We start from the raw sequence: 23,915 nt of genomic DNA, 5'->3' as shown, positions 1-23,915 counted from the left end.
GGAACCGAACCATGACCGCCCCCAAGACCTTGGCCCTGCTCCCCATCGCCGGCGCCCTGGCCGGCGCCCTGACGCTGATGGCCGGCCCGGCCGCAGCGCAGTCCAACATGGAGAAATGCTATGGCATCTCCAAGCCGGGAGAGAATGGCTGCGCCCATGCCAAGGGCCTGCATTCCTGCGCCGGCAACACCAACCTGACCTATGACGGCGGCGACTGGAAGCTGGTCAAGGCCGGCACCTGCACCACGGAAATGGGGTCGCTGAAGCCGTTCGAAGGCGCCAACACGAAGAAGAAGGCGTAAGGCGATGGCCGTGACGGCGTCTCCCTCCACGCTCGCCCGGCCGTCCGCCGTCCCGGTCCGGCCGGTGCCGGTCGCCGCCGGCATCGGCCTGCGCGAGCCGCATCGGGAGGCGCTCGTCGCGGCCGGTTGCCCGATCCCCTGGGTCGAGATTCATCCCGAGAATTATCTGGTTCCGGGCGGGCCGCGGTTGGCCGGCATCCTGCGGGTCCGGCATGACCTGCCGGTCAGTTGCCACGGTGTCGGCCTGTCGCTGGGCAGCGCCGGCGGTCTCGACCCTGACCATCTGATGCGGCTGCGGGCGCTTTACGACCGGCTGGAGCCGGGGCTGATCTCCGAGCATCTGTCCTGGAGCATCGCCGACACCGCCTATCTCAACGATCTGCTGCCGCTTCCCTACACCGAGGCCAGCCTGGACCGGGTCCGCCGCAACATCGACCACGCCCAGGACGCCTTCGGCCGGCGCATCCTGGTCGAAAACCCGGCGGCCTGCGTCGCCTTCGCCGACAGCGCCATTCCGGAAGGCGAATTCCTGGCCGAACTGGCGGCGCGCACCGGTTGCGGGCTGCTGTTGGACGTCAACAATCTGTATGTCTCGTCGGTCAATCTCGGTTTCGAGCGGACGGCATGGCTCGATGCCATTCCCGCCGATGCGGTCGGCGAACTGCATCTGGCCGGTCACGTCCGCATGACGGTCGACGGCGAGGAGCTGCTGATCGACGATCATGGCAGCGCCGTCGGCGACGCCGTGATGGCGCTCTACGCCGATGTGCTGGAGCGCATCGGTCCCCGTCCGGTGCTGATCGAATGGGACAACGACCTGCCGCCGCTCGACGGCCTGCTGCATGAGGCGGCGCGGGCGCAGCGACTTCTGAACACGCGGACGCGCCGGAGCGAAGTGCGGGAGAACCGCCATGCCGGCTGACGCCGAACTGGCGCGCCTCCAGCGCGACTTCGCCGCCTTCCTGCTGCGGGGCGAACCGGCGGTCGCCAGGGCGTTGCGGACCGATCTGCCGGCCGGGCGGCTGGCGGTCTACCGCAACACGGTGGTGGGATCGCTGGCCGCCGTCCTCGGCAATGCCCATCCGACCCTGCGCCGCGCCCTGGGCGAGGAGCGCTTCACCGCGCTCGCCTGCCGCTTCGCGGTGGAGGTTCCGCCCCGCCTGCCGATGCTGTGGAGCTATGGCGCCGGCTTCGCCGACTGGCTCGACGGGCTGGAGGCGGTGGCGGGGACGCCACCCGACGGCCTTCCCCCTTGGGCGTCCGATCTCGCCCGGCTCGACTGGGCGATGCACGAGGCCCTGTTCGCCGCCGACGCCGAACCGCTCGACCTCGCGCGGCTTTCGGCGATTCCGCCGGAGCAGGCCGGCGCCCTGCGGCTGGTTCCCCATCCGTCGCTGCGGCTGGTGCGGAGCGGCTGGACCATCCATGCGCTGTGGAAGGACGCCGCCGCCGTCCCGCTGGCTCTGCCGGAAGCGGTGCTGGTCGGCCGCAGTCCCGCCGGGGAAGGCGATGAGGAGGGCGCCGAGGAGGGGGGTGGCGAGGTGCGTTGCGCCCGGCTGACCGCCGCCGACGGCGCGCTCGCGGCCGGGCTGCTGGCCGGCGCCACTTTGGCCGAGGCGGCCGACGACGAGGCCGCGGCCGGTGCCGACCTTCAATCCCTGCTCGCCCTGCTGCTGCGGAACCGCTTGCTGGCCGGATTCGCGCTGGACCGGCAGCCCCCCGTCACCCGAACCGAAGAGGTCGATCCATGACGACATCGCCCGCAAGCTTCGGGCCGCCATGCGTTTGGCTGCGGCATGGGCTGGATGCTCGCGACCGCATCGCCGGGTGGCTCGACCGCCATGCCGCACCGCTGTTCGACCTCGCGGTCCGGCTGACGATGGCGCCGATCTTCTTCCGCTCCGGCTTGCAGAAGATCGGCGACTGGCCGGCGACCGTCTTCCTGTTCCAGGAGGAATACCGGGTGCCGCTGCTGCCGCCGGACGCCGCGGCGCTGCTTGCCGCCGCCACCGAGCTGACCATGCCGGTCCTGCTGGTCCTGGGGCTGGCGACGCGGCTGGCGGCGCTGCCGCTGCTGGCGATGGCGCTGGTGATCCAGTTCGTGCTGGGCGCCGAAAATCCGGCCTTCAGCAATCCGCAGCATTATTTCTGGATGCTGCTGCTCGCCGGTCTGATCGTCCGCGGCGGCGGACGGCTGTCGCTCGACCATTGGCTCCTTTGCATCAACCGCCGTCAAACCGGAGATCGTCCATGACCGCCCCGCATGCCACCATCTCCGGGAGTCCGCCGGTGCCCGGACAGCGGCGGATCGCCCAGCTCGGCTGGCTGCTGTCGTCCGGCCTGATCGCCGTGCTGGTGCTGGTGCTGGCGGTCAGCGTCGTCACCGTGCAGGGCATCCAACAGGTGGACGAACGCTGGAACGCCTATGACCTGGGGGCGGCCGCCAAGGCCGACGCGCTGTCGGATCTGCGCGGCGCGCTGGGGTTCGGCGGGGTGATCCACCGCTTCGGCGACTATCTGCTGACCGGCGATCCGGCCCGCGCCGCCGAGACGCGGCAGAGCCTGAAATCGGCCACCGCCAATCTGGAGGTCTACCGCTATGCCGGCGAGCTGACCGCGGCCGAGGCGAGCGCGCTCGACAGCGTCGCCGCGACGCTGGCGCAGCTCGACGCCAAGCTGAGGGAGGCCGAGGCCGGGGTGGCGGCCCATACCCCGCTCGACCAGCTGGTCCGCAGTACGGCGCTCGACACCGCACCGGCGGTGGCGGCCATGCGGACGCTGAACGGAGAGCTGACGCGGAGCCGTGCGGCGCTCGGCGAGGCCAACCGCCAGGGCATCGCCACGCTCGGCGGTACGGTGATGACCGGTGGCGGCGTCGCGCTGGTGCTGCTGGTCGCCATCGCCGGGCTGTTCCTGTGGTTCACCCATCGCCGCATCGTCCATCCCCTGGCCCGGCTCGCCGCCGCCATGGAGCGGCTGGCCGGCGGCGACCTGGAAAGCGATGTGCCGTCGGTCGGTCACCGCGACGAGATCGGCGCCATGGCCGGGACCGTCCGCGTGTTCCGCGACGGGCTGGTCCGGCTGCGCGCGGCCGGCGACCGCGAGCGGGCCGAAGCGGAGCGGGAGCGCCAGCGTCAGGAGGCGCTGGAGCGTAATCTCCGGGCCTTCGAGGCGGAGATCGGCGCGCTGGCCGCCGCGCTCGCCGACCGGGCCGCCACGCTGCACCGCACCGGCCAGGATCTGGCGCACTCCTCCGGCCGGACCATCGGCAGCACGCAGGAGGTCTCCGCCGCCGCCGCCCGCACCGCCGGCACCGTCCAGGCGGTCGCCGCCGCCACCGAGGAATTGTCCGCCTCCATCGCCGGGATCGGGCAGCGGGTGCGCGGCTCCGTCGCCATGACCACGGCGGCGGTCGAGCAGGCCGACCGCTCGTCGGCCACCGTCGCCAGCCTGGCCGAGGCGGTGCAGCGCATCGGCGAGGTGGTCGGGCTGATCAACGCCATCGCCAGCCAGACCAACCTGCTGGCGCTGAACGCCACCATCGAGGCGGCACGGGCGGGGGAGGCGGGCAAGGGCTTCGCCGTGGTGGCTCAGGAGGTCAAGAATCTCGCCAACCAGACCGCGCGGGCGACCGAGGACATCACCCAGCAGATCGCGACGATCCGCAGCGCCACCGATGGCGCGGTCGACGCCATCCAGGGCATCGGCGGCAGCCTGGAACAGGTCCGCCAGATGGCGCGGGAGATCGCCGACGCCGTCACCCAGCAGGACGAGGCGACGCGGGAGATCGCCCGCAACATCCAGGAGACCGCGGGTGCGGCCGGCGCGGTCAGCGCCGCCATCTCCGAGGTCGCCCAGGCCGCCGAGCAGGCGGGCAGGGTTGCGGAGGACATGTTTTCCGCCGCACAATCGCTGGGCAGCGAGACCGAGCGGCTTCAAGGCGCCTCTCACAGCTTCTCGCAGGCGCTGCGCGCGTGATTTCCACGGGTCCGGGGAAAAGGGAAGGCCGGCGTGACCGACATCGTCAACGAGGACGCCGGGGCCATGCCCGGCACGGCGCCCAATGCCATGCCCGGTCCCGTTTCCGGTGGACCCGTCTCCGGGGCCGGCGGCAAAGCGGGGCGCCGCACCCTGACCATCGCGCGCTCGGCCCTGCTGCTGGCGGCGGCGCTGGTCGTTTGTCTGGCGGCGATGCTGGCGGTCGGGCTGCAACTGATGCGCGGCATGGACGCGGTGGCCGACGGCTGGCGCGACTATGACCTCCAGGCCGCCACCAAGTCCGACGCGCTGTCGGAGTTGCGCGGGCATCTTGGTCTCGGCGGCGTCATCGACCGTTACCGCGAGGGGGTGCAGAACGGCGGTGCCGATCACGCGGCGCTCGACCGGGCCTTGTCGCTGTCGCGGGCCAATCTGGAGATCTACCGCGACATCGTCACCCCCGGCGAGGACGAGGCCAAGGCCATCACCGCCATCGCCGCCTTCCTCGACGCCATCCAGGTGCAGATGCAGGATCCGGCGGCGGCCATACCCGCGGACGCCTTCGACGCCTGCCGCCGCGACGCGGTGAAGGGGCTGGCGGCGCTGAACAGCCATTTGAGCGCGCAGCGCGCCCGGCTGACCGCCGCCACGCTGGACGATATCGAGGCCCTTCAACGGCTGATGGCGGTCGGCGGCGGCATGATCGCCGTGCTGGTGCTGGGACTGGCCGGCGCGGCGGTCTGGTTCACCCGCAGCCGCATCGTCGGCCCGCTCGGCCGGCTGGTGGAGGATGCCCGCCGGCTGGCCCGCCGCGACCTCGACCGGCCTTTTCAAGGCTGGAGCAAGGGTAGAGGGGCGGGGGCCAGCTTCGCCGGGTTCCGCCAGGACGAGTTGGGCCTGCTCGGCCGCAGCCTGGAGGACAGCCGGGTCGCCCTGCGCGGCCTGTTCGCCGCCATCGAGGAGAAGAGCCGCCGGCTGGGCGAGAGCGAGCGCCGCTATGCCATGGCCGCCGCCGCCACCAATGACGGCTTGTGGGACTGGGATCTGGACAGTGGCGAGCTGTACCTGTCGCCCCGGCTGCGCCAGATGCTTCATCTGCCCGCCGACGGTGGCGAGCCCGGTCTCGCCGCCCTGCTGGCGCATATCCATTCCGACGACCGGCACGCCGTGCTGTCCGCCATCCGCCAGGGCGAGCGGTCGGTGGACGGCGCCAGCTTCGATGTGGAGTTCCGTGTCCTGCCGCCGGACCGGATGCGGGAGGAGCATGTCGGCTGGGTTCATCTGCATGGCATCGTCGCCGCCGATCCGGGCGGGCGGGTGGCGCGGCTCGCCGGCTCCGCCGCCGACATCAGCGACCGCAAATCCTACGAGGCGCGGCTGGTCCATCAGGCCACCCATGATTTCCTGACCGGGCTGCCCAACCGCGCCTTCCTGGTCCGCTGGCTGCATGACCGGCAGGCGGTATCGGATGGCGGGCAGGGCGATCTGGCTCTGCTGTTCCTTGATCTCGACGGCTTCAAGGTCGTCAACGACAGTCTCGGCCACGCCGTCGGCGACCGCATTCTGATCGCGACGGCGGAGCGGGTCGCGGCGGCGCTGGAGCCGGGGGAATTCGTGGCGCGGCTGGGGGGCGACGAGTTCGTCGTCGTCGTGCCCGCCGGCCGCGAGGTGGCGATCGCCCGCGCGCGGGCGCTGGAGTCCGCCTTCCAGCGCCCGCTCGGCGCTGGCGGCACGGAGCTTCGGGTCGGGCTCAGCATCGGGCTGGCGGTCGATGACGGGACCAGCGACGATCCGGAGGGGCTGCTGCGCGACGCCGACATCGCGCTCTACCGCGCCAAGGAGCATGGCAAGGGCCGCACCGTGTTGTTCGACGCCTCCCTGCGCGAAGCGATCCTGATCCGCAGCCGCCTGCAACGCGACCTGACCCCGTCGCTGGAGGCCGGGGACATCTTCCTAGTCTATCAGCCGATCGTGGCGCTGTCCGATGGACGGCTCACCGGCTTCGAGGCGCTGGTGCGTTGGCGCCATCCCGACCTCGGCCTCGTCAGCCCGGCCCAGTTCATCCCGATCGCCGAGGAGACCGGCCAGATCCTGCCGCTCGGCCGCCATGTGCTGGAACGGGCGGTGGCGCAGCTCGCCCGTTGGCGCGGCATGGCGGGCGGGGGCGCCTTGACCGTCAACGTCAATCTGTCGGCCCGCCAGATGTGGGACGAACGCTATGTCGACGACATGCTCGATTTCCTCGCCGATGGCCGCGCCGACGGGCTGAAGATCGAGGTGACGGAAAGCATGACCGTCACCGACCATGACCAGGCCCGCGCCATTCTGGAACGCTTCCATGCGCTGGGCATCGCCCTGTGCATGGATGATTTCGGCACCGGCTATTCCTCGCTGTCGCATCTCAGCCGGCTGCCCTTCGACGTCATGAAGATCGACAAGAGCTTCATCAGCGCGCTCGGCAGCGATCCCCGGCAGGAATCCCTGTTGCGCGGCATCGTCGACCTCGCCCACCGCATCGGGCTGGAGGTCGTCGCCGAAGGCATCGAGACCGAGGAGGAGCGGGCGGTCGTGACCCGGATCGGCTGCGACTATGCCCAGGGCTACCTGTTCGCCCGTCCATTGTCCGTGGCCGATGCCGAGGCGCTGCTGACGGCCGCCTGACCGCAAGACGGGAATTTCATCACCGGCCGTCATCACTTGGGGAGTCACCAAAGCTTAACGGGAGCGACGGGGCGCTTCGGCGTAGAGACTCTGGCGTGCCGGGGCGGCGGCGACCGACCGCTGCCCGCGGAAAACACGCTGTTCCAGGACGCCACCGCATACCGCCCTTTGGACCACGGGAGCCCCCATGATGATCCGCCGCACCATTCTGCTCGGGACTTGTGCGCTTGCGCTGCTGGCCGCCGCCGCATCCGCCACTGAGGCCGGGGCCGCCACCCGCCTGACCGTCTACACCGCGCTGGAGAATGAACAGCTCGCCCCCTACAAGAAGGCGTTCGAGGCCGACAATCCCGGCATCGAGATCGAATGGGTGCGTGATTCCACCGGCGTCGTCACCGCCAAGCTGCTGGCCGAGAAGGACAATCCCAAGGCCGACGTGGTGTGGGGCCTCGCCGCCTCCAGCCTGATGATCCTCGATGCCCAGGGCATGCTGCTGCCCTACCAGCCCAAGGGCGCCGAGGCTCTCAAGGCCGGCTTCCGCGATGCCAAGACCCCGCCGGCCTGGGTCGGCATGGATGCCTGGATGGCCGCCATCTGCTTCAACACGGTCGAGGCCGAGAAGAAGAAGCTGCCGAGGCCGACCTCCTGGGCCGACCTGCTGAAGCCGGAATACAAGGGCCAGATCGTCATGCCGAACCCGGCCTCCTCGGGCACCGGCTTCCTCGCCGTGTCGGGCTGGCTCCAGACCATGGGGGCCGACAAGGGCTGGTCCTACATGGACAAGCTGAACGACAATGTCGCGCTCTACACCCATTCGGGCTCCAAGCCCTGCAAGATGGCGGCGTCCGGCGAATACCCCATCGGCATCTCGATCGAATACACCGGCGCCCAGCAGAAGACCAAGGGTGCGCCGATCGACGTGATCCTCGCCTCCGAAGGGGTGGGCTGGGAGATGGAGGCGACCGCCATCGTCAAGGGCACCCACAAGGCCGAGGCCGCGAAGGCGCTCGCCGACTGGGCGGCCAGCCGCAAGGCGAATGAGGAATATGTGAACTTCTATCAGGTCACCGCCCATCCCGGCGTGACCAAGGACACGCCGAACTATCCGAAGAACGCGGAAGCGGCGATGAACAAGACCAACGACTTCGTCTGGGCCGCGACCAACCGCGACGCCATCCTGGCGACCTGGGAGAAGCGTTACGGCGCCAAGTCCGAGCCGAAGAGCTGAGGCCGGGAAAAGCCTGATCGCGCCGGCGGGCGGGAGCCTTCGCGCACCCGCCCGCCCTTTTCGTTGTCCTTCATGTCTTGCCGGGACACGCCGCCGATGACCGCCACCGCGCCCCATCTCCGCCTGGAGTCCATCGTCAAGAGTTTCGGGACCTTCACCGCGCTGAAGGGCGTGTCGCTCGACATCCGGCGCGGCGAGTTCGTCTGCTTCCTCGGGCCGTCCGGCTGCGGCAAGACCACGCTGCTGCGGGTGATCGCCGGGCTGGATCCGCAGAGCGGCGGGACGGTGTGGCTGGGCGACCGCGACGTGTCGCGGCTGCCGCCGTCGGCGCGCGACTACGGCATCGTCTTCCAATCCTACGCCCTGTTCCCGAACCTGACCGTGCATCGCAACGTCGCCTACGGCCTGAAGCTGGGCCGGGTCGCCGAGCGGGCGCGGGTGGAGGAACTTCTCACGCTGGTCGGCCTGCCCGACGCCGGCCCGAAATATCCGGCCCAACTGTCCGGCGGGCAACAGCAGCGGGTGGCGCTGGCCCGCGCGCTGGCGCCGTCGCCCGGCCTGCTTCTGCTGGACGAGCCGCTGTCGGCGCTGGACGCGCGGGTGCGGCTGCATCTGCGCCGCCAGATCCGCGACCTGCACCGCCGGCTCGGCATCACCACCATCATGGTCACCCATGACCAGGAGGAGGCGCTGACCATGGCCGACCGCATCGTCGTGATGAACAACGGCCTGATCGAGCAGGTCGGCACGCCCGACGAGGTCTATCACCGGCCGGCGAGCCCCTTCGTCGCCGATTTCGTCGGGGCGATGAATTTCCTCTCCGGCGTGCTGGAGGCGCCGGGGCGGGTGCGGCTGGGCGAGCATGGCTTCGAGTGCGGCTTCGACGGCGACCATCTGGCGACCACGGCACCCGGTGCCGCCGTCACCGTCTGCCTGCGGCCGGAGGATGTGCAGGTGCGCGCGGCCGGCGGCGCCAACACGCTGGACGCGGTGATCGAAAGCCTGGAGTTCCTCGGCCCCTTCCACCGCGCCCGGCTGGCCGCCGACGGGCTGGGCGACGTCCGCGTCACCGCCGACCTGTCGGCCAATCTGGTGCGCGACCTGTCGCTGGATCCGGGCCGCCGGCTGGCGGTGACGCTGCCGCGCGAGCGGCTGCGCGTGTTCGAGGCGGTGCGATGAGCGTGCTGAAGTTGGCCGCGCCGAAGCTCTCCCTCTTCATCCCGCGGCAGTCCGGCCGGCCGGTGGAGACGGGCGAGCGCTGGCTGTTCGGGATGGGGATGGGCGGCATCGCCCTGTTCCTGGCGCTGTTCGTCCTGCTGCCGCTCGGCGCGCTGTTCCTGCGCAGCGTCTATGACCGCGACGGCGCCTTCGTCGGGCTCGCCAATTTCGCCGCCTTCCTGGAGACGCCGACGCTGCGACGCTCGGTGGTCAACAGCCTGTCGCTGTCTTTGCTGACCACGGCCATCACGGTGACGCTGGCCTTCCTCTACGCCTTCTGCCTGACCCGCACCCATATGGCGGGGAAGGGGCTGTTCCGGCTGCTGGCGCAGATTCCGCTGCTGGCGCCGTCGCTGCTGCCGGCCATCGCGCTGGTGTATCTGTTCGGCAACAAGGGCATCCTGCGCGGCCTGCTGATGGGCGAGAGCGTCTATGGCCCGATCGGCATCGTGATGGGCGAGGTCTTCTATGCCTTCCCCCATGCGGTGATGATCCTGACCGTGGCGCTCTCGACCTCCGACGCCCGGCTTTACGAGGCGGCGGAGGCGCTGGGCGCCGGCGCCTGGAAACGCTTCGTGACCATCACGCTGCCCGGCGTGCGCTATGGCCTGGTCTCCGCCATCTTCGTGGTGTTCACGCTGGTGGTCACCGATTTCGGCGTGCCCAAGGTGATCGGCGGCTCCACCAACATGCTGGCGACCGACGTCTACAAGCAGGTGGTCGGCTTGCAGAATTTCGGCATGGGGGCGGTGGTCGGCATCGTCCTGCTGCTGCCGGCGGTGCTGGCCTTCATCGCCGACTGGATCGGCCAGCGCCGGCAGATGGCGCAGCTCTCCGCCCGCTCGGTGCCGTTCCAGCCGCGTCTGAGCCCGGTCGGCGACCGGCTGGCCCTGCTGTTCTGCGCGCTGGTCGGCGGGCTGCTGCTCGGGCTGCTGGCGGTGGCGGGATTCGCCTCCATCGTCACCTTCTGGCCCTACAACCTGACGCCGACGCTGGCGAACTACGATTTCGCCGAGTTCGATTCGGCGGGCTGGAGCAGCTATGGCAACAGCCTGATCCTGGCCTTCTGGACCGCGCTGGCCGGCACGGCCATCGTCTTCACCGGCGCCTGGCTGGTGGAGCGGGCGCCCGGCCGCGCGGCGATGAAGGGGCTGGTGCGGCTGATGGCGATCCTGCCGCTGGCGGTGCCGGGCATGGTGCTGGGGCTGGCCTACATCTTCTTCTTCAACGCGCCGTGGAACCCGCTGGGCTGGCTCTATCACGGCATGGCGATCCTGGTGCTGGCGACGGTGGCGCATTTCTACACGGTCAGCCACCTGACCGCCGTCACCGCGCTTAAGCAGCTGGACGCCGAATTCGAAGCGGTGTCGGCTAGCCTGAAGGTGCCGGTCTGGACCACCTTCCTGCGGGTGACGGTGCCGCTCTGCCTGCCGGCCATCCTCGACATCGCCATCTATTTCTTCGTCAACGCCATGACCACGGTGTCGGCGGTGGTCTTCCTCTATGCGCCGGAGACCAAGCCGGCGTCGGTCGCCGTGCTGAACATGGACGATGCCGGCGAGGTGGCGGGGGCCGCCGCCATGGCGATGATGATCGTCCTCACCTCCGCCCTCGTGCGGGCGCTGCACGCCCTGCTGTCGCGGGCGTTGCGGGAGCGGACCCAGGCGTGGCGGCGGCGCTGACGCCGGAAAGAGTTCGGCCGGCCTCGGCCGCAACCTCCCGCGCCAGATCGAGGAAGGCGCGCACCACCGCCAGCCGGCGGCGTTCGCGCAGGCAGACGACATATTCGTCCATCTCGATCTCGGCCCCGGCGATCGGCAGCAGAACCAGCCGTCCGTCGCCGGTGAATTCCGCCGCCGAGGTGAAGCCGACGCCCAGCCCCGCCGCCACCGCCTCCACCACCGCCTCGCGGCTTTGAATCTCGATGACGGCGGTGGGTGCCACCTCCGCCGCCGCCAGCGCCCGCTCGACCAGCCGGCGGGTCATCGACCCCGGCTCCCGCAGCACCAGCCGTTCGGCCGCCAGATCGCCCAGCGCCACCGCCCGGCGCCGCGCCAGCGGATGCGCCTTCGGCAGCAGCGCCCGCACCGGATCGCGGCGCAGCGGCAGCACATAGAGCCGGGAGTCCCCCGGCACGTCGGCCAGCACCGCGACGTCGATGCGGGTCTCCATCAGCCCTTCCAGCATCGTCCGCGAATTGCCGACCGCCAGGGTCACCGTCGGCCCCGGATGGGTGCTGGTGAAGCGGGCGATCAGCGGCACCGCGTGGAACGGCCCGTCCGCCCCCACCGCCAGCGTCCCGCCGTCCAGATGCCGCACCCCGGCCAGCAGCTCCATCGCCTCCTGTTCCGCCGCGAACAGCCGGCGGGTGACGGCGAACAGCGCGGTGCCGACCTCGGTCAGCGCCACCTGGCGGTTGGAGCGGTCGAACAGGGTGACGCCATACGCCTCCTCCAGCGCCTTCACCTCCTGCGAGCAGGTCGGCTGGGTCACGTTCAGCAGGCGGGCCGCCTTGGTGAATCCCCCCTCCGTCGCCACCGCGTGGAAGGCGCGAAGCTGGGCGAAGTTCATTGATTTCATCTATGGACCCATAGGCCGAATGGATTGGATTTATGATAGGCGAAGCGGCGTCATGGGGCCATTCCGTCCGTCACGGCTTTCCCCCTCCTGCGGAATTTCCCCCCAATGTCCGACACCGTGCCCTATCTGCTGACTCCGGGTCCATTGACCACCTCCGCCACCGTCAAGCAGGCGATGCTGCGCGACTGGGGGTCGCGCGACGGCCGCTTCATCGCGCTCAACGCCGCCATCCGCGAGCGGCTGGTCCGGTTGGCGGGCGGCGGCGGCGACAGCCATGTCGCGGTGCCGGTCCAGGGCTCCGGCACCTTCGCGGTGGAGGCGATGATCGGCACGCTGGTGCCGCGTGCCGGCCGGCTGCTGGTGCTGGTCAACGGCGCCTACGGCACCCGCATGGTCCGCATCGCCGAGGTGGCGGGGCGCTCCGTCACCGCGCTGGAGACGGCGGAGGACCAGCCGGTGTCGCCGGCGGCGCTCGCCGAGGCGCTGGATGCCGATCCGGCGATCAGCCATGTCGCCGTCGTCCATTGCGAAACCACCTCCGGCATCCTCAACCCCGTCGAGGCGGTGGCGGACATCGTGCGCTCGCGCCGCCGCGCCCTGCTGATCGATGCCATGAGCGCCTTCGGCGCCCTGCCGCTGGACATGGCGGCGCTGGGCGCCGACGCGGTCGCCGCCTCCTCCAACAAATGCCTGGAGGGGGTGCCGGGCATGGGCTTCGTCATCGCCCGCCGCGCAGCGCTGGAGGCCGCCAAGGGCAATGCCCATTCCCTCTCGCTCGACCTGCATGACCAGTGGCGCGGTTTCGAGGCCAATGCGCAATGGCGCTTCACCCCGCCGACCCATGTGGTCGCCGCCTTCGCCCAGGCCCTCGACGAGCATGAGGCGGAAGGCGGCGTCGAAGGGCGCGGCGCCCGTTACCGCGCCAACGCCGCCATCCTGATCGGGGGCATGCGGGCGCTGGGCTTCGAGACGCTGCTGCCGGACCATCTGCAAGCCCCGATCATCGTCACCTTCCGCATGCCGGCCGATCCGGCCTTCGTCTTCGCCGATTTCTACGACCGGCTGCGCGAGCGCGGCTTCGTCATCTATCCCGGCAAGCTGACGGTGGCCGACAGCTTCCGCATCGGCTGCATCGGCCGGCTGGGCGGGGCGGAGATGACCGCCGCCATCGCCGCCATCCGCACCACCCTGTCCGACATGGCCGTCGCCTCCGGCGCGCCCTGACCGTCCTTTCAGCGAAAGCCACCTCCCATGAGCTTCGTCTATTCGCGCCGCTACACCGGTCCGCTCCAGGCCGTCATCCTCGATTGGGCCGGGACCACGGTGGATCATGGCTGCCTCGCCCCGGCCGGCGCCTTCATGGAGGCCTTCCGCCGCTCCGGCGTCGCCATCACGCTGGAGCAGGCGCGGGCGCCGATGGGCATGGCCAAATGGCACCATATCCAGGCGATCACCCGCATGGCGCCGGTGGCCGAGGCCTGGACGGCCGCCCATGGCGCCGCCCCGACCGACGCCGACGTCGACCGCCTCTATGACACCTTCCTGCCGCTCCAGGTCGAGGTGGTGGCGCAGCATTCCGACCTGATCCCCGGCGCGGCGGAAACCGTCTCCGCCATGCGGGCGCGCGGGCTGAGGATCGGCTCGACCACCGGCTATCCGCGCGCGGTGATGGAGGTGGTGCAGCGCGTCGCGGCGGCGCAGGGCTATACGCCCGACATCACCGTCTGCGCGGGCGAGACCCCGGCTGGGCGGCCCGGCCCGGCGATGGCGCTGCGCTGCGTCGTCGAGCTGTCGGTCTCGCCGGTCGAGGCCTGCGTCAAGATCGGCGACACCGTGGTCGATGTGGAGGAGGGGCTGAACGCCGGCATGTGGACCATCGCGGTGGCCGACACCGGCAACGAGGTCGGGCTGCCGCTCGCCGATTGGCAAGCCCTGGTGCCGGAGCGGCGCGACACGCTGCATGCCACGGCCGCGGACCGGCTGGCGCGGGCCGGCGCCCATTACGTGGTGCGGTCGCTGGCCGAGGCGCTGCCGCTGCTCGACGCCATCGAGGCGCGGCTGGCGGGCGGCGAGAAGCCGTGACGACGACGCCCGCCATTATCGACCGCGCCGACATCGTCGTGGTCGGCGCCGGCATCCTCGGGCTGGCGGTCGCCTGGGCCTTGGGGAAGGCGCTGGGCTCCGGCGGCGGCCGGTCGGTTCTGGTGGTCGACCGCCATCCGCCGGCCACCCAGGCGACGGCGCGGGCCGCCGCCCTGCTGACCCGTGCCCGCGGTGACGCGGCGACGGCGGCGCTGGTGCGTGGAACCTATGCCGCCATCGCCGGCCTGGAGGCGGAACTGGACGGGGATCTCGGCCTGCGGCGGGTCGGCACCCTGCATGTCGCCGCCAGCCCGGCCCGTGTCGACGCCCTGCGCGCCCTGGTCGCCGCCAGCCCCGATCCGGTGGACTGGCTGGACGGCGCCGGCGCCGCCCGCATCGCGCCCTGCCTGTCGGCGGAGGCCGTCGAGCGCGCCGCCTTCATGCCGCTCGACGGCTTCATCGACCCGGTTCGGCTGGCCGATGCCTACCGCCGCTCCGCCCGCCGGTCCGGCGTCCGCATCAGGGACGGCGTGGCGGTGCGGGCGATTCGGGTGGAGCATGGCCGCGTGGCGGGCATCGACACCGGCGATGGACTCATCGCCGCGCCGCTGGTGGTGAATGCCGCCGGGGCCTGGGCGGCGGGGCTGGCCTGGTCCGCCGGGATCGGTCTGCCGCAAGCCCCGGTGCGCAGCCAATATTGGATCACCCAAGTACGGCGGGACCTGTTCCCTCCCGATCTTCCCGCCCTGGTGATGCCCGATGCCGGCGCCTATGCCCGCCCGGAACTGGGGGCGCTGCTGTTCGGATTGCGCGGGCGCCGGTCGCTGGCCTTCGACCCCGCCCGGCTTCCCGACGACACCGCCGGGCTGGACCTCGGCGATTCCGATGGCGGCTGGCAGACGCTGGAGGAGGGCTGGCAGGCGCTGGCGCGGCTGTGTCCGGCGCTGCTCCAGGTCGGCATCGCCCATTACGTCTCCGGCCTGTCCACCTACACCGCCGACGGCCGTTTCGTGCTGGGGCCGGTCCCGGAACCGGAGGGGCTGTTCATGGCGACCGGCTGCTGCGGTGCCGGCATCGCCGCGTCGGGTGGCATCGGCCGCGCGGTGGCGGCGTCCATCCTGGGCGCGGCTGGCGGAGCCGATCTTTCCCCCTTCGCCCCCGGCCGGCTCGGCGCGGTCGATCCCTTTTCCCCGGCGCTGCGCGACGCCTGCGCCGCCGCAAGGTCCGGCAAGACGGCTGGCTGAAAGGGCCGGCTGACCGGGCCGCCTGACAAAAGGAAACTCCGATGCGGACCGACCGTTCCGAAGGCGACGTCAATCTCGGGCCACGCCGCGAACGCTGGAAGGATGCGCTCGGTCCCCGCTCCCGCGCGCTGGTGGAGCGCGACGCCGCCGCCTTCCTGAAGCAGTCGCTCTCCACCCCCTGCCTGTCGGCGATCCGCAAGGCCGAGGGCATCTGGATCGAGGACATGGACGGCCGACGCTTCATGGATTTCCATGGCAACAGCGTCCATCACATCGGCTATTCCCATCCCCGGCTGGTGGCGGCGCTGAAGGCGCAGATGGACGATCTGACCTTCGCCCCCCGCCGTTTCGCCTGCGAACCGGCGGCGGAGCTGGCCGAACGGCTGGCGGCGCTGGCCCCGACCGGCCCCGGCGGCCGTGTGCTGTTCGCGCCCGGCGGATCGGAAGGGATCGAGATCGCGCTGAAGCTCGCCCGCGTCGCCACCGGCCGCTTCAAGACCGTCTCCTTCTGGGACGCCTTCCATGGCGCCGGTTTCGGCGCGTCCGGTGTCGGCGGGGAGGCGCTGTTCCGCTCGCACGGGATCGGGCCGCTGCTGCCGGGGACCGAGCATGTGGCGCCTTTCGCCTGCGCCCGCTGTCCCTATGGCTTCGATCCCGCCCCCGGCGGCGGTCCCGACCTGGATGCCTGCCGGATGACCTGCGCGCGGATGCTGCGCTATGTGCTGGAGAAGGAAGGCGATGTCGCCGCCGTGGTGGCGGAGCCGGTGCGTGCCGTGCCCTATGTGCCGCCGCCGGGTTTCTGGGCCGAGGTGCGGCGGGCCTGCGACGCGGCCGGCGCCCTGCTGATCTTCGACGAGATCCCGACCGGCCTCGGCAAGACCGGCAGCCTGTTCAGCCATGAGCCGTTCGGCGCGAGGCCGGATATCCTGGTGCTGGGCAAGGCGTTGGGCGGCGCCATGCTGCCGCTGGCCGCCGTCATCGCGCGGGCCGGGCTGGACGTGGCGGCCGACCGGGCGCTCGGCCACTACACCCACGAGAAGAACCCGCTGCTCGCCCGCGCCGGCCTGACCACGCTGGACATCATCCGGGATGAAGGGCTGGCGGAACGCGCCGCCGGGCTGGGCGCCCATGCCCTGGATCGCCTGCGCGAGCTGACCGCGGCGCTGCCCGGCATCGCCGGCATCCGGGGGGCCGGGCTGCTGATCGGGGTGGAACTGGCCGACCACGACGGCGTCAGCGGCGCCGACCGGGCGGAGGCGGCCTTCTATGCGGCGCTCGTCGGCGGCGTGAGCCTGAAGATCTCGCAAGCGACGGTGCTGACCCTGTCTCCGCCGTTGACCATCGCCAGAACGGAGCTGGACCAAGCCTTGGCCGTGGTCGCGCGGGCGATTTCGGCCGCGGGCTCCCTCGCGTCGTCGGCGCCGGTGTGAAACGACGGAACAGGCGGGCGATGCCCTGCCCGTCGCGTCACCCGGCCCCGGCCGGCTCTCCGGATTCCTGCCCGGTTTCCTCCATGGCGAGGCATAGGATGCCCGCCAGGATCGCGATGGCGCCGACGATCTGCGGCCAGCCGATGGTCTCCTGGAACAGCAGGGCGGCCAGGGGCATCACCGCGACGACCTCGAGATGGGAGGCGGCGAAGGCGGGGCCGATCGGCGCATGCTTGAGCAGCGACATCCAGGTCACGAAGGCGCCGAGATAGCCCAGAAACGCCAGATAGAGCACCGGCTCCGCCAGCACACGCAGAATCCAGCCGGTGTCGGGCGACATCGGCAGGGCGGCGAGCGCCGCCGCCTTGAAGCTGAGCTGTCCCATCACGTCGAAGCCGAGCAGGCACAGGAAGCCGATGGTGATCTCGCGGCGCATCAGCTTCCCACCCCCACCGCGGTCACCCCGGCGGCGATCAGCAGGATTCCGGTGAAGCGCAGCCGGGTGATCCGCTCGCGAAACAGCATCCGCCCGGCGATCATCACCAGAACGATGTTGATCGACCCCAGCAGCACCCCGGTGGACAAGGGCACCAGCGACAGGAAGGCGAGCCAGGCGAAGAACTCGACGACGAAGCAGCCGATCCCGACCCACAGCCAGGGGCCGGCGGCCATGCCCCGCCAGCGCGCCCAGCCGTCGCCGGGATGGGTGGCCGCCGCCTTGAAGGCGAGCTGCCCCACCGTGTCGCACAGCATGTTCACCAGCCATGCGGCGATGGCGAGACCGGTCATTGATTCACCCTCATGGCGTATAGACCAGGAAAAGCCCGCTGGAGAGCTGGCTGCCGCGACCGCCATTGCGTACGATCGGCGAATTCGACGCGCCGCCGACCAGCCGCCCCCAGTTGGCGAAGCCGCGCATCGACCAGCGGTCAACCAGCTTGATGGCGCCGTTGGCCTCCAGCCCCGCCATGTCGAAACCGGCATGCGGGCTGAAGCTGTCGAGGCCGGTCGCCGCCGCCTGTCCCGCATCGACGCCGAAGTTCCGCCGCAGGTAGGACCGGTTGGCCGCCTTGATGAACGGTCCCAGGGAAAGGCCCTGCTGGTCCGCTCCCTGTTGTTCGGCCGGATCGCCCAGCGGAAGCGAGAACGCGGCGTGGGCTTCAAGAACGGCGCCGCGCCGGCCCCGCCTGACCTCCTCGGTTCCGATGAGATCGAGCGAGAAGGGGCCGCTCTCGGCCGTCGCGAATCCGCCCAGCTCCGCCGTGTCGGAAAAGCCGTTCAGGCCACGCAGCCGCGCCGGCAGGGAACGGCTCGACCGTCCGGGCTCGTAACGCGCGATGGCGCCGAGGCTGAGGATGCCCTCATGCAGAACCGTGACGCGGACACCGTCGAGCGAGTCGATGGAGAGGTTCGGCCCGAACTCGGCGCTGACATAGGGAGCCGCCGACCATTCGGTGCGGCGGGCTCCCTGGTAGGCGGGCTGGGCGATCGCCCCGGCGCCAAGCGCCAGGGTCACGCCGGTCGCCGCCGTCTTCGCGCCGGTCCCACTTCCCGCCTCCGTCCCGGAAGGGGCGGCGACGGGATCGGCGAGCACCACGGCCGGCGCAGCCGCCACGGCAACCGTCATGGCCGCCGTCAAAGCCGCCGTCTTGGCCAGCGCCGCGACGGCGGCACGGCCGAACCGGGGGGAGAGGGAGGCCGGGCGTTTCACGCGACCATCATTTCGGTGAGCGTTTCACGCGCCGCCGCCAGCGTCTGGTCGATATCCGCCTCGCTGTGGGCGAAGGAGACGAACAGATTCTCGTAGGCGCCGGGATGGAACAGGATGCCGCGGTCGAGCATGCCCTCCCACCAGCGCCGGAAGGCGTCGTGGTCGGCATGACGCACGGCGTCGCGGTAGTTGCGGATCGGCCGGTCGGCGAACCAGAGCTGGAAGACCGGGCCGAGGCCGACGACATGGGCGGGGATGCGCAGGTCACGGATCAGCCGGTCCAGCCCCTCGCGCAGGCGGTCGGAAACGGCGTAGAGCCGTTCGTACATGCCGGGTTGGGCCAGCTCGTCGAGCGTGGCGTTCGCCGCCGACACGGCGATCATGTTGGCGTTGTAGGTCCCGGCGATCGACACCGTCCCGTTTTCCACCAGGGCCATGATGTCGGCCCGGCCGCCCATCGCCGCGACCGGGAAACCGCCGCCGAGGCCCTTGGCGAAGACCGACAGGTCGGGGGTGACGCCGTAATGGGCCTGGGCGCCGCCCAGCGCGATGCGGAAGCCGGTGATCACCTCGTCCAGGATCATCAGGACGCCATGCTTGCGCGTCAGCTCGCGCATCGCCTCCAGATAGCCCGGCTCCGGCAGGATGCAGCCGGTATTGCACATGATGGGCTCGCTCAGCACCGCGGCGATCTGGTCGCCTTCCCGCTCCAAGGTGGTGCGCAGCGCCTCCACATCGTTCCAGGGCAGGATGATCAGGGAGTCGCCGACGCCGCGCGGCATCCCAGGACCTTGCGGAACCGCCGTCGGGGCGTCGTCGCGGCCGGCGGCGTCCAGCTTGGGATGCTTGCTCCAGTAAACCCCGTCGGAGAAGCCGTGATACATGCCCTCGAAGCGGATCAGCTTCGGGCGGCCGGTGAAGGCGCGGGCGAGGCGGACGGTGTAGAGCACCGCCTCCGTCCCGGTGTTGCACAGCCGCACCCGCTCCAGACCCGGCACGGCGGCGGTGATCTTGCGGGCGAGGATGGTCTCGTCGGCGCTCGGCAGGGCGAAGACGGTTCCACGCTGCTCGATGCAGTCGACCACAGCCTTGGTGACGGCGGGTGGACGGTGGCCGAGCAGCATCGGCCCCAGCCCCAGGAGATAGTCGATGTATTCGTTGCCGTCCACGTCGGTCACGCGGGAGCCGGTTCCCCGTTCCACGAACAGCGGATAGGGATCCCAGCCGGACCAGGTGGCGCGCGCGGTGCTGTTGACACCACCCGGAATCAGGGTGCGGGCCTGCTCGAACAGGGCCGCGCTCCGCCGCCTGCGGTCCGGCTGCTGGTAGCTTGACGTCATCGAAGGAATGCCTGCTGTGGCCAAATGGGGGGCGCCGGCGGGGGCCGGCTCCGCCCCCTTTTGCATCCGCCGTTCCACTTACCCCGCCTCCCGTCCGCTCCGATGCCGCGCCGTTGCGGGAAATGCCGTGAAATCCTTGCGGCGCAAGGGCCGCAGGACTTGGTCGCCCCGCCCGTAACAGGATCGTCCAGGTGCCGATCCGCGCGATCGGTTGGCCGGCACGATCATCAAAAACCGGGGGAAGCTACAAAATTTGTAGCTCGCTTTCCCGGAAACGGGGGGCGTTTCCCGCCGCGAAACGGCGCCGATCCGCCACCGTCCGGTTCTGGCCTGTCGCTTGCAAACGAGGGCGCCGGCGACGTCGGCTCACCGTCCGGCGTGCGGACAACGGAACGGCATCCCTTGCACTCATCCATCTCCCTCTACATCGACTTCGATGGCACGATCTCGCTGGAGGACACGACCGATCTGATCCTCCAGCGCTTCGCCGATCCGGCCTGGGAGGCGGTGGAGGAGAGCTGGGCGCGCGGCGAGATCGGCTCGCGCGACTGCATGGCCCGGCAGGTGGCGCTGCTGCGGGTGACCCCGGCCGAGTTCGACAGCTTCGCCGCCGGGATCGGAGTCGATCCCGATTTTCCCGCCTTCATGGCGCTGTGCCACCGGCATGGGGTGCCGGTGACCGTGCTGTCGGATGGGCTGGATCGCGTGGCGCGCGGCGTGCTGCGCCGGCTGGGATTCGACGTGCCGGTGCTGTCGAACCGGCTGCGCTGGCAGGGCGACGACCGCTGGCAGCTGGAGTTCCCGCATGCCCGGCCCGGCTGCGCCAGCGCCGCCGGAAACTGCAAGTGCAGCCGCTTCGCCGTCTCCGCCGGCAGGGCGGCGGATGGCCGCGTCGCCGCGCTGATCGGCGACGGCCGGTCCGACTTCTGCGCGGCGGAGCAGGCCGATGCGGTGTTCGCCAAGGGCAAGCTGGCGCGCCATTGCCAGGAGGCCGGCATTCCCCATGCCGCCTTCACCGGCTTCGGCGATCTCGCCCCGCTTTTCGAGGAGTGGGTGGAGCGGATCCGGCCGGCGGCGGTCAGCGAGCTGCGGAATGGACTGCGGCAACGTGCCTGATCACACCCCCTCCAGCGCCGGGCGGCGCGTCCGTTCCCTGCTGATCGATCTGGACGGATCGCTTCCCGGCCAGCCGGCCATGCGCCGGCGTCTGGCGACGGGATCGATGCGGCTGGTCGATGCGCGCGATCTGGCGTCCCGGCTGCGCATCGTCGCCGGCCGGAGGGCGCTGTCCAGCCTGCGCGATCGGATCGCGCGGGAGTTTCCACTGGCCGACGGCCCACCGCCGCTGATCTTCTACGGGTCGGGCGACTTCCATCATCTTGCCGCCCTGTTCATCGAGGCGTTGTCCGGCCCGCTTCTGGTGCTGCACATCGACAATCACCCGGATTGGACCAGCTGGCCGGCGAGCTGGAATTGCGGCGGCTGGGTCAACCGGGCCTTGGAGTTCCCGTCGGTCCATCATGTCGTGACCGTCGGCCCGGCCAGCGACGATTTCGTTCGTCCGCAACTGTCCTTCGCCAATCTGCAGGCGATCCGCGACGGCAGGCTGGAGGTGCATCCCTGGCGCGCCGAGCCGAGCCGCCTGTGGGGGCGGCCGGTGGAGGGACCGGGCTGTTCCACCCGTGACGGCCGCATCGTCTGGCAAGGTCTGGAGGGATGGCCCTGGGAGGGGGTGGTCGAGGCGTTCGATCGACGGCTGCCGGCGCTGCCCTTCTGGGTGTCGTTCGACAAGGACGCGCTGGCGCCGGCCGAGGCGGTGACCAATTGGGATCAGGGCGGCCTGACGCTGGACGCGGTGCTGGCGCTGGTGCGGCGGCTGGCCGGGCGGCGCCGGCTTCTGGGCATGGACGTCTGCGGTGATTATTCCCGCCCGGTCTTCTCCGATCCGTTCCGTGCCCTGCTGTCGGCGACGGACCGGCCACGGGTGCCGACGCCCGATCCGGGAACGGCGCAGGCCGTCAACGACGACACGAACATGCGGATCATGCAGGCCGCCGACGGAATGGCGGCGACGGGGCTTTGGGGATCATGACGGCGGATCGGACGATTTTTCTGCAAGGGGCGGGCATCGGCCGCCATCGGCCCGGCGTTCTGCTGATCCATGGGCTGGGCGGCACGCCGGTGGAGCTGAAGACACTGGGCCGCCGGTTGCAGGATGCCGGGCTCACCGTGCTGTGCTGCCAGCTCGCCGGCCATTGCGGCACGGCGGAGGAGCTGACGGCGACCGGCTGGCGTGACTGGTACGCCAGCGTGGAGGCCGGTTTGAACCGGCTGGAGACGGTTTGCGATTCCGTTTCGGTCGGCGGGCTGTCGATGGGGGCGTTGCTCGCCGCCCGCCTCGCCTGGGCGGAGCCGCAGCGGGTGCGCAGCCTGGTCATGCTGGCGCCGACGCTGTGGTATGACGGCTGGGCGATCCCCTTCTACAGCTTCCTGCTGAAATTCGTGATCCACCTGCCGTTCGGGCGGCGCTATTCCTTCGTGGAGCGCGATCCCTACGGCGTGAAGGATCCGCGCATCCGGGCGCTGGTGCTGCGCGCGATGCAGAGCGGCGACGCGAGCGGTGCCGGACTGCTCTCCACCCCCGCCACCGCCATCCGCGAGATCTGGCGGCTGACGGCGGAGTTGCGCCCGCTGCTGCCCGATGTCCGCCAGCCGACCCTGCTGGTCCATGCGCGGGAGGACGACACGGCGGGCCTGTCCAACGCCTTCCATCTCCAGGCGCGGCTCGGCGGACGGGTCGAGGCGCTGATCCTGGAGGATTCCTACCATCTGGTGACCGTCGACCGTCAGCGCGACCTCGTCGCCCGCCGAGTCGCCGAATTTCTCGCGACGCTCGCCGCCGGCCCCGACGCGTCCGTCCAGCCGCTCCGCTCCGAGGGCGCCGCCCCATGAGCGCGCTTGACGGATTGGCGGGCGGATTGCGGGCGCGCATCGTTCCCGGCATCGCGGCGCTGCCGGCGGCTGACTGGACCGCCGGACAGCCGGACGACGCCGAGGGGTGGGATTACTACCGCGCCTGCGGCAGCGATCTGGCCGCCGGGGTCTTCGACGAGCATGGGCTGGTGCTCGGCCTGCCGCTCTTCCGCATGGAATATCGGCTGGACACGCCCTTCCAGGGTCGGCTCGCCGTGGTGGGGCGCCTGCTCGACCGGCTGTTTCCCCGGCTGATGCGCTGGGGAATGCTGGGCGTCGGCTCCCCTCTGGCGGAGCGCTGCCATGTTTCGGTGCGGCCGGGGCTGACGGCGGCGGAGCGGGCCGGCGCCGTCGACGCGATGCTCGCCCTGCTTGAAGAGGAGGCGGCGCGCACGCGCGCCCTGCTGGTCGTGTTCAAGGACGTCTCGACCCCCGAGGCCGATTGGCTGGCGCCGCTGCTGACCGGCCGGCGCTTCACCGCCGTCTCCGGCCTGCCGGTGGCCCAGCTCGATCTGGCCGGGCTGGATGTCGGCGGCTATCTCGCCCGCCTGTCCGCCGCCACCCGCAAGGATGTGCGCCGGAAACTGAAGAGCCGGGCGGCGGTCAGGGTCGAGCATCGCGAGCGGATCGACGATGTCGCCGACAAGATCGAGGCCCTTTACGAGAGCACCCGCCAGAACAGCCAACTGCGCTATGGCGAGTTCGAGGATTTGCCGCCGGGCTATTTCCGCAATTTGGCCGACGCCATGCCGGGGCGGGCGCATTTCGTGCTGTATTGGGTGGGCGGGAGTCTGGCCGCCTTCAACCTTCTGTTCGTCGAGCCGGACCGCGTCATCGACAAGTTCCTCGGCATGGCTTATCCCTTGGCGCGCGACCACAATCTCTATGCGGTGAGCTGGATGGAGAACGTGCGCTGGACGATCGCGGCTGGCCGTTCGATGCTGCAATCGGGGCAGACCGCCTATGCGGCGAAGCTGCGCTTCGGCAGCTCCCTGCTGCCTTCGACGAATTTCGTGCGCTGCCGGAACCGCCTGCTCGACCGCATCATCCGCCTGGCCGCCCCCTGGCTGGCGTTCGACCGCTGGGATCCCGACCTGCGCCAGCGGCGCGAGCGGGAGGAGGGCCGCGAGGAGAGACGGCCGCGGCGGACGGCATCGCCATGAAATCG

The 23,915-nt window shown here is 70.8% G+C and carries 22 protein-coding genes; 17 read left to right on the top strand and 5 right to left on the bottom strand.

Translation table 11 applies throughout. From position 1 onward, the window contains the following. Positions 1–11: 11 nt before the first annotated feature. The 9 genes from AZL_RS20965 to AZL_RS20925 all read left to right on the top strand — a co-directional run bounded on the left by AZL_RS20965 (position 12) and on the right by AZL_RS20925 (position 11,069). Entirely contained in the window at positions 12–302 is a 291-nt protein-coding gene (locus AZL_RS20965; RefSeq protein WP_012976466.1) for a BufA1 family periplasmic bufferin-type metallophore, read from the top strand. 4 nt (positions 303–306) lie between these two features. After that, positions 307–1,224, top strand: coding sequence for an MNIO family bufferin maturase (locus tag AZL_RS20960; protein WP_012976465.1), 918 nt, complete (start codon positions 307–309; stop codon positions 1,222–1,224). After that, positions 1,214–2,053, top strand: coding sequence for an HvfC/BufC N-terminal domain-containing protein (locus tag AZL_RS20955; RefSeq protein ID WP_012976464.1), 840 nt, complete (start codon positions 1,214–1,216; stop codon positions 2,051–2,053). Before AZL_RS20960 ends, AZL_RS20955 begins: the two co-directional genes overlap by 11 nt. Continuing rightward, positions 2,050–2,556: a DoxX family protein gene (locus AZL_RS20950; protein ID WP_012976463.1), complete on the top strand. Its 507-nt coding sequence runs from the start codon at positions 2,050–2,052 to the stop codon at positions 2,554–2,556. The genes AZL_RS20955 and AZL_RS20950 overlap by 4 nt, the downstream gene beginning before the upstream one ends. Next, positions 2,553–4,280 carry a methyl-accepting chemotaxis protein gene (locus tag AZL_RS35715; protein WP_052293723.1) on the top strand — a complete coding sequence of 576 codons (1,728 nt, stop codon included), beginning with the start codon at positions 2,553–2,555 and terminating at the stop codon, positions 4,278–4,280. Before AZL_RS20950 ends, AZL_RS35715 begins: the two co-directional genes overlap by 4 nt. Positions 4,281–4,313: 33 nt before the next feature. Continuing rightward, on the top strand, positions 4,314–6,941 hold the full coding sequence (locus AZL_RS33560) for a putative bifunctional diguanylate cyclase/phosphodiesterase (protein ID WP_012976461.1): 2,628 nt from the start codon (positions 4,314–4,316) through the stop codon (positions 6,939–6,941). Between the two features lie 187 nt (positions 6,942–7,128). Beyond that, a complete protein-coding gene (locus AZL_RS20935; RefSeq protein WP_012976460.1) occupies positions 7,129–8,169 on the top strand; it encodes a putative 2-aminoethylphosphonate ABC transporter substrate-binding protein in 1,041 nt (346 codons plus the stop codon). 96 nt (positions 8,170–8,265) lie between these two features. Beyond that, positions 8,266–9,348: a putative 2-aminoethylphosphonate ABC transporter ATP-binding protein gene (locus tag AZL_RS20930; protein ID WP_012976459.1), complete on the top strand. Its 1,083-nt coding sequence runs from the start codon at positions 8,266–8,268 to the stop codon at positions 9,346–9,348. After that, positions 9,345–11,069 carry a putative 2-aminoethylphosphonate ABC transporter permease subunit gene (locus tag AZL_RS20925; RefSeq protein ID WP_012976458.1) on the top strand — a complete coding sequence of 575 codons (1,725 nt, stop codon included), beginning with the start codon at positions 9,345–9,347 and terminating at the stop codon, positions 11,067–11,069. Before AZL_RS20930 ends, AZL_RS20925 begins: the two co-directional genes overlap by 4 nt. Here the strand turns inward: AZL_RS20925 and AZL_RS20920 are convergent. Further along, positions 10,987–11,967 carry a LysR substrate-binding domain-containing protein gene (locus tag AZL_RS20920; RefSeq protein WP_012976457.1) on the bottom strand — a complete coding sequence of 327 codons (981 nt, stop codon included), beginning with the start codon at positions 11,965–11,967 and terminating at the stop codon, positions 10,987–10,989. The genes AZL_RS20925 and AZL_RS20920 overlap by 83 nt on opposite strands. 105 nt (positions 11,968–12,072) lie before the next feature. On the opposite strand from AZL_RS20920, the gene AZL_RS20915 reads away from it, so the two are divergent. Genes AZL_RS20915 through AZL_RS20900 form a run of 4 tightly spaced genes read left to right on the top strand, consistent with a single transcriptional unit; the run spans position 12,073 to position 16,723 of the window. After that, on the top strand, positions 12,073–13,191 hold the full coding sequence (locus AZL_RS20915; protein ID WP_012976456.1) for a 2-aminoethylphosphonate--pyruvate transaminase: 1,119 nt from the start codon (positions 12,073–12,075) through the stop codon (positions 13,189–13,191). Between the two features lie 27 nt (positions 13,192–13,218). After that, positions 13,219–14,049, top strand: coding sequence for a phosphonoacetaldehyde hydrolase (gene phnX, locus AZL_RS20910; RefSeq protein WP_012976455.1), 831 nt, complete (start codon positions 13,219–13,221; stop codon positions 14,047–14,049). Beyond that, entirely contained in the window at positions 14,046–15,293 is a 1,248-nt protein-coding gene (locus tag AZL_RS20905) for an NAD(P)/FAD-dependent oxidoreductase (RefSeq protein WP_012976454.1), read from the top strand. Before phnX ends, AZL_RS20905 begins: the two co-directional genes overlap by 4 nt. A gap of 41 nt (positions 15,294–15,334) precedes the next feature. Further along, on the top strand, positions 15,335–16,723 hold the full coding sequence (locus tag AZL_RS20900; RefSeq protein ID WP_012976453.1) for an aspartate aminotransferase family protein: 1,389 nt from the start codon (positions 15,335–15,337) through the stop codon (positions 16,721–16,723). 37 nt (positions 16,724–16,760) lie between these two features. On the opposite strand, the gene AZL_RS20895 is transcribed toward AZL_RS20900, so the two are convergent. Genes AZL_RS20895 through AZL_RS20880 form a run of 4 tightly spaced genes read right to left on the bottom strand, consistent with a single transcriptional unit; the run spans position 16,761 to position 19,774 of the window. Continuing rightward, positions 16,761–17,159, bottom strand: a complete 399-nt coding sequence (locus tag AZL_RS20895; RefSeq protein ID WP_012976452.1) for an EamA family transporter — start codon at positions 17,157–17,159, stop codon at positions 16,761–16,763. Further along, the gene (locus AZL_RS20890) at positions 17,159–17,512 is read right to left on the bottom strand and encodes an EamA family transporter (RefSeq protein ID WP_012976451.1); all 354 of its coding nucleotides are present in this window, start codon (positions 17,510–17,512) and stop codon (positions 17,159–17,161) included. Before AZL_RS20890 ends, AZL_RS20895 begins: the two co-directional genes overlap by 1 nt. Positions 17,513–17,522: 10 nt before the next feature. Further along, positions 17,523–18,434, bottom strand: coding sequence for a MipA/OmpV family protein (locus tag AZL_RS20885; protein ID WP_012976450.1), 912 nt, complete (start codon positions 18,432–18,434; stop codon positions 17,523–17,525). Beyond that, positions 18,431–19,774 (bottom strand): aspartate aminotransferase family protein, encoded by a 1,344-nt coding sequence (locus tag AZL_RS20880; RefSeq protein WP_042444391.1) that lies wholly within the window; start codon positions 19,772–19,774, stop codon positions 18,431–18,433. Before AZL_RS20880 ends, AZL_RS20885 begins: the two co-directional genes overlap by 4 nt. A 402-nt stretch (positions 19,775–20,176) precedes the next feature. On the opposite strand from AZL_RS20880, the gene AZL_RS20875 reads away from it, so the two are divergent. The 4 genes from AZL_RS20875 to AZL_RS20860 are packed head-to-tail and all read left to right on the top strand — an operon-like array spanning position 20,177 to position 23,910. Then, on the top strand, positions 20,177–20,890 hold the full coding sequence (locus tag AZL_RS20875; protein ID WP_052293722.1) for an HAD-IB family phosphatase: 714 nt from the start codon (positions 20,177–20,179) through the stop codon (positions 20,888–20,890). Next, positions 20,883–21,866, top strand: a complete 984-nt coding sequence (locus AZL_RS20870) for an arginase family protein (RefSeq protein WP_158306001.1) — start codon at positions 20,883–20,885, stop codon at positions 21,864–21,866. Before AZL_RS20875 ends, AZL_RS20870 begins: the two co-directional genes overlap by 8 nt. After that, positions 21,863–22,726 (top strand): alpha/beta hydrolase, encoded by an 864-nt coding sequence (locus tag AZL_RS20865; RefSeq protein WP_012976446.1) that lies wholly within the window; start codon positions 21,863–21,865, stop codon positions 22,724–22,726. Before AZL_RS20870 ends, AZL_RS20865 begins: the two co-directional genes overlap by 4 nt. Further along, the gene (locus tag AZL_RS20860) at positions 22,723–23,910 is read left to right on the top strand and encodes a GNAT family N-acetyltransferase (protein WP_012976445.1); all 1,188 of its coding nucleotides are present in this window, start codon (positions 22,723–22,725) and stop codon (positions 23,908–23,910) included. The genes AZL_RS20865 and AZL_RS20860 overlap by 4 nt, the downstream gene beginning before the upstream one ends. The last annotated feature ends 5 nt before the right edge of the window (positions 23,911–23,915 follow it).

It is taken from the genome of Azospirillum sp. B510 (assembly GCF_000010725.1).
Taxonomy (GTDB): domain Bacteria; phylum Pseudomonadota; class Alphaproteobacteria; order Azospirillales; family Azospirillaceae; genus Azospirillum; species Azospirillum lipoferum_B.
This window is presented reverse-complemented; position numbering and strand designations above follow the sequence as displayed.